Origin of the sequence: Xanthomonas cissicola (assembly GCF_008801575.1) — a bacterium.
Classification (GTDB): Bacteria; Pseudomonadota; Gammaproteobacteria; order Xanthomonadales; family Xanthomonadaceae; genus Xanthomonas; species Xanthomonas cissicola.
In genome coordinates, this window is sequence record NZ_VZPL01000099.1 from 1 (window position 1) to 9,973 (window position 9,973).

At 59.6% G+C, this 9,973-nt stretch carries 11 protein-coding genes; 10 read left to right on the forward strand and 1 reads right to left on the reverse strand.

The window, feature by feature from the left end; translation table 11 throughout:
• Positions 1–187, reverse strand: a 187-nt coding sequence (locus tag F7R02_RS22690; protein WP_151210039.1) for a transposase, incomplete at its 3' end; no start/stop codon positions are given.
• 145 nt (positions 188–332) lie between these two features.
• Between F7R02_RS22690 and F7R02_RS22695 the strand changes: the two genes are divergently transcribed.
• From F7R02_RS22695 to F7R02_RS22740, 10 genes are all read left to right on the forward strand, one after another.
• Positions 333–1,070 (forward strand): response regulator, encoded by a 738-nt coding sequence (locus tag F7R02_RS22695; RefSeq protein ID WP_235857315.1) that lies wholly within the window; start codon positions 333–335, stop codon positions 1,068–1,070.
• 151 nt (positions 1,071–1,221) lie between these two features.
• Positions 1,222–1,578 carry an H-NS histone family protein gene (locus F7R02_RS22700; protein WP_017116405.1) on the forward strand — a complete coding sequence of 119 codons (357 nt, stop codon included), beginning with the start codon at positions 1,222–1,224 and terminating at the stop codon, positions 1,576–1,578.
• A 1-nt stretch (position 1,579) separates the two neighbouring features.
• Positions 1,580–1,969, forward strand: coding sequence for a hypothetical protein (locus F7R02_RS22705; protein WP_003491196.1), 390 nt, complete (start codon positions 1,580–1,582; stop codon positions 1,967–1,969).
• A 229-nt stretch (positions 1,970–2,198) separates the two neighbouring features.
• Entirely contained in the window at positions 2,199–2,354 is a 156-nt protein-coding gene (locus F7R02_RS26525; RefSeq protein WP_003491194.1) for a hypothetical protein, read from the forward strand.
• A gap of 98 nt (positions 2,355–2,452) precedes the next feature.
• Positions 2,453–2,866, forward strand: a complete 414-nt coding sequence (locus F7R02_RS22715; protein WP_235900978.1) for a hypothetical protein — start codon at positions 2,453–2,455, stop codon at positions 2,864–2,866.
• Positions 2,867–3,241: 375 nt separating this feature from the next.
• Positions 3,242–3,892 carry a recombinase family protein gene (locus F7R02_RS22720; RefSeq protein WP_078589889.1) on the forward strand — a complete coding sequence of 217 codons (651 nt, stop codon included), beginning with the start codon at positions 3,242–3,244 and terminating at the stop codon, positions 3,890–3,892.
• 269 nt (positions 3,893–4,161) lie between these two features.
• Positions 4,162–5,031, forward strand: a complete 870-nt coding sequence (locus tag F7R02_RS22725) for a DNA-methyltransferase (protein ID WP_033836500.1) — start codon at positions 4,162–4,164, stop codon at positions 5,029–5,031.
• Positions 5,028–6,029 carry an XcyI family restriction endonuclease gene (locus tag F7R02_RS22730; RefSeq protein ID WP_033836501.1) on the forward strand — a complete coding sequence of 334 codons (1,002 nt, stop codon included), beginning with the start codon at positions 5,028–5,030 and terminating at the stop codon, positions 6,027–6,029. Before F7R02_RS22725 ends, F7R02_RS22730 begins: the two co-directional genes overlap by 4 nt.
• Positions 6,030–6,528: 499 nt before the next feature.
• Positions 6,529–8,724 carry an AAA family ATPase gene (locus F7R02_RS22735; protein ID WP_033837723.1) on the forward strand — a complete coding sequence of 732 codons (2,196 nt, stop codon included), beginning with the start codon at positions 6,529–6,531 and terminating at the stop codon, positions 8,722–8,724.
• A 485-nt stretch (positions 8,725–9,209) separates the two neighbouring features.
• A complete protein-coding gene (locus F7R02_RS22740; protein WP_208789134.1) occupies positions 9,210–9,857 on the forward strand; it encodes a protein-tyrosine phosphatase family protein in 648 nt (215 codons plus the stop codon).
• Positions 9,858–9,973 lie beyond the last annotated feature (116 nt).

Consider the following 9,973-nt stretch of genomic DNA (forward strand, 5'->3'; position numbering starts at 1 on the left):
AACGGTTCATGCGTGTGTAGACCGTATGCCAGTTGCCAAAGCGCTTGGGTAGGCCGCGCCATTTGCAGCCATGCTCGGCAACGTAAAGGATGGCGTTGACCACTTGCAGGTTGGTCATGCTGACATTGCCGCGCTGCGCCGGCAGGCAGTGTTCGATCAGAGAAAATTGTGCTGGCGTGATCTCCATGCCCAATAGTTTAATCGCTCGGGCCATTAGTGTTAACAGGCCCTAGTTTTTAGGTAGAGGGGCCTCGTAGTTTTCCCAATTTCATGGCGGATACGGGTGGGATATAACCCATACCAATCACCAGCCTGCCATAATGAATAAGCCCATGACTGCCCCGCCGCCCGCCGCCAGCCACTTAGCAGTGGTCGGCGGAACGGCGGCCACAGCCGCCATGCAAATAGGCACCCAACGCCCAGGCGTTGCCGGCTTTTCCTACATCATCGCCGATGATCACCATTCGGTGACACTCGCCGTCAGTCTTATGCTCGCCGACCAGCTGGGCGTGGCAGCCTCGCGCTTCAGCACAGCCAATACCAGCGCCGCGCTTCTGGCGGCTTGTTCTGAACAGGCATCTACGCCACGAATCGTCGTGCTAGACCTGGTAATGCCGGGCAGCCTCAAGCGAGTCTCATTGGTGCGCGCCATCCTGGCAACCAATCCCGCGCTCAAGGTCCTGGTCTACACGGCCGAGGAAAGCGCGTTTCTCGCGCGTGCGGTGATGCAAGCTGGGGCGGCCGGTTATGTCGCCAAGACCAGCCCGACCGCCGAACTCATCGACGCGCTGGATGGCGTGGCCAAGGGCCAGACCTACACCGACAGCCATATCGACCTGGACAGCGTGAGCAAGCACGCTTGGTCCACATTGACCGACAGCGAACGCGCGGTTCTCGTCGCCTTCTGCCGTGGGTCCAAGGCGCACGACATCGTGGAATCCACGGGCCGCAGCTACAGCACAGTGACCACGCACAAATACAACGGCCTCAACAAGCTGGGTTTGCGCGATGGCAATGACCTGTTGCCGTACATCTACGAGAACGGCCTACTCCACGAGCTGGACGATTGATCGAGGCCCGAATCGGGGCGTAAAACGGCCGCAGTTCCACAGCCTTGTCCCTGACCTTGAGGTCGGTTGACAATCTTCAATGAATGACGAATCATTTTTAAATAAATGATTTAGGTCTGACGGTTCAGGCCTGCCCGCCAAGGAGCCTTCAATGGCAAAAGACCAGCCCGACGTACTGCCCGCGAATCTCGACCTCACGGCCTTGTCCGTGTCGCAACTCACGCTGTTACAGCAGGAAATTGACAAGCAAAAGGCCAATGCTAAGGAGCGGGAGCGGCAAGCGGTCAAGGGCCAGGTGATTGCAGTCCTGGAAGCAGCCGGCTTCTCGGTCGCCGACTTGACCGTCCTGTTTCAGCTGCCGGCACGTGGGCCGGCGCGGTCGCGGGCGATGTACCGGCACCCCAGCAAGTCGAAATTCACCTGGACCGGCAAGGGCCGGAAACCCAACTGGGTTTCCGAATACCTGGCTGGCGAAGGCCACAGCCTGGACGATTTGAAGATCAAGTGAAATGGGCAAGGTCATTCCCTTCCAGCGCCCCCGTCCCCGCCGCCCTGGTCCCGCCAAGCCGCGCCAGGGCGCGGGCGAGAAGGGCTGCTGGGCCTGGTGGCTGGTCGGCGCCGCCGCAGCAGCCGTGGCGGCGATCCTCTCGCCGCTGCTCTGGCCAGCGCGGATCCTGCTAATCCTGCTGGGCGGCGTCGGCATCGTCGGCGCGGTGGCCTGTTACTGGCTTTCGTCCCCGACTAACTGGCCGATGATCCGCCTCACCGTGGTCGCGTTTCTCGGCTCCGTCGCCTTGTGGCATTGCGGCGAGGCTGCGTTGAAAGGCGCAAGAACGTTGAACGCCTACAGCTTTGAGAAGGTCCGCCAGCTGCGGGCGGCACAACGCAAAGCTGCATAAAAAGACCCCGGCGCATGAACGCCGGGGAATTGAGTGTTGGCCCATTACCACCAGGCTTCCGCCACCCTGCCCCGGCGGCGGAGGCCCTTCAAGGAGCGAAATCATGCTGATTCTGACGCGCTGCGATGGGGAAGCCTCTACATCGGCGACCGGGATCACGGCCCGCATAGCGAGCCCGTGCACCGCGAGGAAATCTAAGAGCGGATCCAGGAGCAGCCGAAGCAGGATCATGCGCCTGGCGCTGCTGGCCAGTGAGGGCGGCCAGAAACAACAGGCAGAGCGTGCCGCCTACCAGCTGGCCAGCGACGTGGCCGTGCGCGTCCTGACGGACGCCGGCATGCCGGCAGAGAAGATCGAGCGCGCCCGGTTCGCGCTGATCCCTTGAAGGCCGCCTGCGTGCTGATTCCCGCAGGCGGGATCCTACTGGCCATCGCCGGTCTGGTCGCCCACAACAACGCCGGCAGCGCCGGCCAGACGGCAGACGTGGCGACCGTCGAGACGGTCGCCTACCTGGTGGCAACCTTCATCGAGCATCCCGCGCTATCCGAATGCGCCACTGGGCGCTACGGCGTGCAGCTGCACGCCGCAGGCCTGGCCCGCTTCGCGTTGGAGGCGCAAGCGCCGGATTGTCCGTTCGCCGCGTGCATCGGCTCTAGGATCCGCGGCCTGGCCGATTACCGCGACAAGCACGGCGCGCTGCTGCGCACCGCACTTTTCATGGATCCACCGAAGATCCCGATTGCCTCACCGCTACTAGGCGAGTCGATTCCTTTTTCGCTGGTCATCGACGGCGATCGCGTCCGCGTTTTCGCGCCCCCTGCCCTGCCCCTGGCAGCACCGCTTTCCCAGGTGTGCCAAGCGCTGGCCGCACCGCTCAAGCCTTTGTCTGAAGCATAAATTGCGCCGGCACTGCCCACGTGCAGGCCGTCGCCGCCGGCGCTGCAAACGACCAGGTGCCCGATCCGGGGTGTAGGGGGGAACCACCTACGGAGAACGCCTCACCCGCAGACGCGGGGCTTCAGGGCCGAGGACAACGCTCCCGCCGACGACAGGGAGCCGCCCTCCCCTCCTCTGCAAACCCGCCCGCTTTTGATCGCGCCGTGAATGGTCCATTTAGGCTGGCCCATTTCAGGTGGTCCGTTTAAGTCCATAAAATTTTTTTGGGCCACCCGTAAATTTGATGGTACGTTTAGGTATACCCAAAAAGGCCACGCAGGAGGCCACCGTGTCCGACGTGATTCCTACCCCAGCCGATCTGACGAGTAGCATTTGATGGCACGTGCTCCTGCAGAACCCTTCAAGGTTGCTCGGATCTACCAGCGCGTCAGCACTGATGGCCAGGACCTCACGCGACAAGCCGCGATTGTCCAAGAGGCCAAGGCCGCCGGCTTCTACGTCGCCGGCGTCTATCGTGAGAAGGCTTCTGGTGCGCGCGCCGATCGCCCTGAGTTGCTGCGCATGATCGAGGATCTGCAATCGGGCGAAGTGGTCATTGCTGAAAAGATCGATCGGATCAGCCGCTTGCCACTGGTCGAAGCCGAGCGCCTCGTAGCGTCTATCCGCGCGAAGGGTGCGCGCATCGCCGTTCCCGGTGTTGTCGATTTCTCCGAAGTGGCGGTCGAGGCGAAAGGTGTTGCAAAGGTCGTGCTTGAATCTATGCAGGACATGTTGCTGCGAATCGCCCTGCAGATCGCACGCGACGACTATGAAGACCGCCGCGAGCGTCAGCGTCAGGGTATTGAGCTGGCGAAGGCCAGAGACAAGTACCGTGGCCGCCCGGCCGATCCGACCGTACATGCTCGTATCGTCGCTTTGCGCGTTCGTGGGGAGACCATCGCCAACACTGCGCGCCTGGCAGGCGCGAGCGTCACCACCGTCAAGCGTGTGTGGGCCGCTCACTGCGCGCAAGGCCACGAGAATTGACGACTAGGCAGGGTCATCAGGTAGGGATGGCTCAGGGTCCGCCGGGAACTCGCCAGTGGCCCAGATTGAATTGGGGCAACGCCGACGCCTGTGAGGCGTTATCCGTAGGGGCCTGCCCCTACACCCCGGATCAGTGACCATTGCAGGCTCGCTGGGCGGTGGAAGTAAGATTGGCTCAACGATTTTCAAGCATTGCGGCGTGGTGCAGCCGCGCCACGATTGAGAGAACAAACAACATGCCAAAAGCAAACACAGCCCCGCCGTCTGGCGTGGAGCGAATTCTGCGCCCTGAGCCGCTCATCTTGCGCGGCTCAACGCTTTTTGAAGGGGATGCCCTGACAGTACTGCGGCGCCTGCCATCCGGGTCTGTGCGCTGTGTAGTCACTTCGCCGCCCTATTGGGGGCTGCGTGACTACGGGATCGAAGAGCAGATCGGCCTTGAAGTCACCATGCCCCAATTTCTGCACCGATTGGTGGCCATCTTTGCCGAAGTTAAGCGCGTTCTGACCGATGACGGCACCCTTTGGCTGAATATCGGTGACGGCTACACGAGCGGCAATCGCGGCTATCGCGCACCTGACAAGAAGAACCCCGCCCGTGCGATGGACGTTCGCCCTGACACTCCAGTGGGCTTGAAACCAAAAGACTTGATGGGTATTCCCTGGCGGTTGGCCTTCGCCTTGCAGGATGACGGCTGGTATCTGCGCAGTGACATTGTTTGGAACAAGCCAAATGCGATGCCGGAGAGCGTAAAAGATCGCCCTGCCCGCTCGCATGAGTTCCTTTTCATGTTCACCAAGTCGGAAAAATATTTTTACGACTGGCAGGCAGCTCGAGAGCCAGCAGACGGTGGCGGCCTACGCAATCGCCGCTCAGTTTGGAATGTAAACACCAAGCCCTTTGCCGGTGCCCACTTCGCTACCTTCCCACCCGAATTGATCCGGCCTTGCATCCACGCATCGACCGAACCCGGGGATTACGTGCTCGATCCGTTCTTTGGTTCTGGAACCGTGGGCCTCGTATGCCAGGACGAAAACCGGCAGTACGTGGGAATTGAACTCAACCCCGAATATGTGACCTTGGCGGCTGATCGCCTGCAAGGGCAGAACAGCAACGTGATAAGGATCGCCGCCGCATGACGACCCCCAATAAGATCAATTTCCCGCCGCCTAAGTTGCAAATCGACTTCGCCTTTGCTCTCAAACGATTCCGCGCTGTTTACCTGCAAAGCGCCTTGCTGGAAACGGTGCGCGACATGGACATTGCCGAGCTTGATCGGCAGCTTAGCAAGTACGTTCCCCCGGCAGACTTGGCGACCCTCGCGCAGTACGGCCTACGGGCCGAACTGCTGTTTGCCGTGCCGGCCGTACTGGAGGCGAATCCCCACCTGCTGGGCTATTACCGGCTGCTGATGGGCTACAGTCAGAAAGAGTTTTACGGGCGTGACAAGGGTTTCGGCGTTGGCTGCTTCAAGTCGATGGAGGAAAAAGGCAAAGCCGGTAAGGCGGCAGTGGCCGACCTGCACGATTTGTGTGTGGCTTTTTGCGCCACGGCATCAGCGTTGCTGGCCGGAGTCGGCCCGCTGCGTGTCAGCCGGGAATTGCTGGATGACTTGACCCTGCTAACCGTTGGCCCGCAGCTACGCGGCGGAGCCAACAACCAGCGCGGCGCCGATGGCATCGTGTTGGTGTTCGAGATCATCCGGGAGATTGTCGCCCATGCGGCCGCCGAAGTACGGGAAAGCGCCATCGAAGTGAACAGCGCTACGGGCCGCCCTGTTCTGATCGAGTTTGCACCGGACCCGGACATCATCATTCGGGAGGAAATGGAGAACCAGCATTACCGCAACGTGGTTGCCATCGAAGTCAAGAGCGGCACGGACGTTTCCAACATCCACAACCGCATCGGTGAGGCCGAAAAAAGCCACCAAAAGGCACGACAGCGCGGCTTTACTGAGTGCTGGACTGTGGTCAATGTCGGGCGGCTGGATATGGTAAAGGCCCGTAGCGAATCGCCATCGACCGACCGTTTCTATTCGCTGACCGCGCTTTCTCTCAGGGCCGGCGACGAATACGCCGACTTTCGGCGGCGGGTTCTATCGCTAACAGCGATTCCAGCCCGCCCTGCTAATCCATGATGGGATTCAGCCGACATACGTGTAAAAATGACTCACAGAGTCTGACTTCGCCTTTTAAATCATGGGGTTGACGGATAAAAACGCCGGCTGCCACTCGCAATATCGCCTGATGTCATGTCATGTCATGTGATCCCACCGAGCCGGCTGCCGGGCATCGGGCGCTCAGCTTCCCCTGGCAAGGTATTCGTCGCACTCGACGACGATCTGCGCTACCGCCGAGTCAGCAGCATCCGGTCGGGCTAGCAACACCGCCCTGATCTCAGCGATCTGGGAGCTGCTGGGAATGAGTTCGCTCGGGCTTTCCCACATCCAGTCAATCAACACCGGATACAACCACTCTGGCGCTTCCCGGCCATTTCTCGTCCCGTGGGAACGTACATGCCGGAGTGGTTATCCCGGCTTAGCCCGCCATTGGCGCCCTCTCCAGTCCCTCGCGCAGTATGATTCCTTTGTAGCAGCCAATGCGGTTCTGCACGGGGAAAGGATGACAGGGGGAGCCATGCTCAAAAGCATCGAAGCAACTGGCCATGCAGGCGTGTTGGACGGCTATAGCGGCAGAACGTCGCAGGCGCCGGAGTTCGGCGAGTGGAACCTGATATACGGGTGGAATGCCTCCGGCAAGACGACCCTCTCCCGGGTTATTGCACTGTTGGAGCCGAACAGATCATCGCGTTTACCAAGTGGTGCCTACGCCCGTTTTACCGTCGACGGCGGCTCGCTGGATACGAGGAAAGAGGCCGATCGAGGCGTTCTGCACGTTCGCGTGTTCAACCGCGACTTTGTAGACGACAACCTGAGCGACCATACGTCCGCGCCGGCTCTTTTCATCATCGGTAGCGCCAACATCCGCTTGGTCAGCCGGATCACGCAGCTCGGCCGGCGCCACGCCAAGGTCGCGGAGCTGTACCGCGCCGCTCAGCGGCAGAAGGAAGACGCCGCCAAGGCACGCGACCGCCAAGCCACTGATTTGGCGACTGCGTGCGGCACCGCGCTGGGCATACGCGCTTTTCGCGCCCCCGACCTGCGATCGCTCGCGGGCCACATTGTCGGCAACGAACGCGATCATTTGTTGAATGCGGGAGCGCTCGAAGATGCAGTCAGTACGGCGCGCGACCGCGACGAGTACACGCCGGTGCCCAGCCCGTTGTGGCAGCCGCCTGGCCGCCTGCCCGAAGCCGCCGACATCGCGGTACTGTTGCGCGCGACACCAAAGCAGCAAGCGCTGCAACGCCTGATCGAGAATCGTGCACTCAGTGATTGGGTCCGCGCCGGTCTTCGCTTTCATGAGCACGGGACGCAATGCGCCTTCTGCGGTCATGATGCAGGTGAGGCGCTAAATGACTACACCAAACACTTTTCCGACGAGTACCAGCAGCAGCATGCCGCGATCTCGGCCGCGATCCTGCGCCTCGATCAGGCGGAGCCGCGACCTTCCGTACCGCACGAGAAGGAATGGATGCCCGGAGTGCGTGACCGGGTGAAGGCGGTGCTCGCCGAATTGGAGCAATGGAACGAATCCGAGCTTCAGATCAGGCGCGTATGGCGCGACCAGCTGCAGCAAAAGCTGGCCAGCATGGACAGCTCGATCGAGCCGCTGCCCGCTTCAGACCGACTGGGCCCCATCGCTGCCATTGCAACCCAACTGAATGCCTTGGTCCAGGAGCACAACGAGGCATGCAGACAGGCTGCCGTTCTGCGCCAAGCCGCCGCGGATCGCGTGAAGCGCCATTTCGCTGCGAGGTACGTGCTGGACGATGAAGCCGTCGAAGGGGAAGCCATGCTGGCATCAGCAAAAGATCACCTGCAGCGCGTTGAGCGCGTCGGGAATCGTGTGAGGGCTGCATTGGAAGCAGCCCGGACTGAGTTGCAGAAGACCTCCGTGGCCGCGGTAGAAATCAACGCACTGCTCAGGCGCATCTTGGGTAACCGCGTATCCGTTGAGCAGGCCGAAGACGGACAACTGCGCTTCATGCGTGCAACCGCCCCGGCGACCAACTTGAGCGATGGGGAGAAGACCGCCGTTTCTCTCGCCTACTTCCTGGTCAGCCTCAAGCAGCACAGCAATTCGCTTTCGGACACGATCGTGTTCATTGATGACCCTATTTGCAGTTTGGATGCCAACCACATCTATGATGTCGCGTATCTCCTGTTACGGCAGCTAAGCGATTGCAAGCAGCTCTTCATATCCACGCACAACTCCGAGTTCTTCAATACCATCAAGCAAGAGTGGACGGAGCGAGGCGATTTCAAGAAGCGGCACAAGGGTTACCTCATGCATCGCAACGGAACGCGCAGTGAATTGATCGCGTTGCCGTCGCATCTGGTGAAGTTCCGATCCGACTACCACTATGTCTTCCATTGCCTCATCCAGATTCAGCGCAGCACCAGCCAGGACGTCGATGCGTACACCCATTGCCCCAATCTGGTCAGGCGCTTTTTGGAGATGTACCTGGGCTTTCGGGTGCCTGCCGCCCAAGGTTTCCAACAGAAGCTGTCAATCTTGATTGACGATGAAAGCGTGCGCGATGCCCTTGCCCGGTTTGCTGACGAAGGGTCGCATAGTCAGTCGACGCTCCGACTGCTTGAATATTCGGACTTCTCCGTCATGTCCCGCGGAATGGTGGGCAAGGTGCTTGATGCTTTGCAGACGAAGGATCCTCCGCACTACGCGGCATTGATCGCCGCGGTGGGCTGACGATTTTGATAGCGCCTTTCCGTTGCTGCGAGCGGGCAATCATCTGAATGACTACGTGGCGCAGACCTTGGCAAAGGGCCGTGGGGGCTAACCGAGGGTCGGCATGGGGTTGTAAGCCGGAACCGCCGAAATATCCGCTAACTCACTGATGCAATGGATGAAATCCAATCTTGTGAGCTATTTTTACACGTATGTGAGGGTCGGCAGGGATTCGTGTAAAAAAACAGCCATAAGTGAGCTAACTCGCTGTCAGAGAAGGTTTTTACACGAATCCCTGCCGACCCTCTGAATCGCCCAAGGCCAGCCTGCGCGGCCGCCTGGCTGCGTTGAAGGCGTTGGTCAAGCTCCAGCGCCAGGGCAAACCCGCCAAGTCCAAACCGCTATCTTGAGGGTCGCTAAATGAAACATAAATTCCATTAACAACAAAAAGATCGATTCGCGCTGTGAAATCCTACGAATTCATCGTTCATGTGTAATGAATGCATATGCCTAATCCTATCTCTGGGTCAAGTGGATCATCAGTCAGTGCCAAAAGGAGTAATGATGAAGACTTCGTTGCAGACATTGAACAGGAAGCTGTCGTAGAACCTAGTAACCAATCGTCCCCCCCCTGCGGCCTTGAAGGTTTGGCCCCTCGGTCGAAGACCGCACGTGATTTGTCACTGATCAAAAAATTTAGTAATCCATTGCCTCTCCCGCAGCGCCCAACAGAGATTCCTGTGCTGCAGTACGACAGAAGCCCAAGATCATCATCCGATAATTTCCGCTCCTCGGATGACTTTGATCTACCAGAATCCTGTAATCCGACCGGCTGGAAAGACTTGCACATATCAGGCAGCGGAAGTATCGCGTCCATAAGCCAAATTACTAGGTTAAATCCGTCTAGGGATAGCCCAGTCATAGTACTAGACGTTCGCGAAGAGTCTCACGCCATTGTCGGCGGCTATCCGGCCACTTGGCGGGCTCCTAACAACTGGGCCAATGTCGGTGAATTGCGTGAAGAAGTGCTTGCTGACGAGCAGGAGAGGATCCGCGCGATTAAGTCACAGGAAACAGTGCAGATTCTCCATCGCAAAGATGTCAAGAACGGCATTCCAAACCCACGCTCAGTGAAATTAAATAGTCGTCCCTGAAAAACCCCTGTCAAACCTCCATTGCCATGTTTGCGAGCCGCATAGTGCTTGAGCACGTTGAGGAACGCTCCCGCACCACCTGCAACCAGGCACGCAAAAAGGCGATCCAGCGCAGC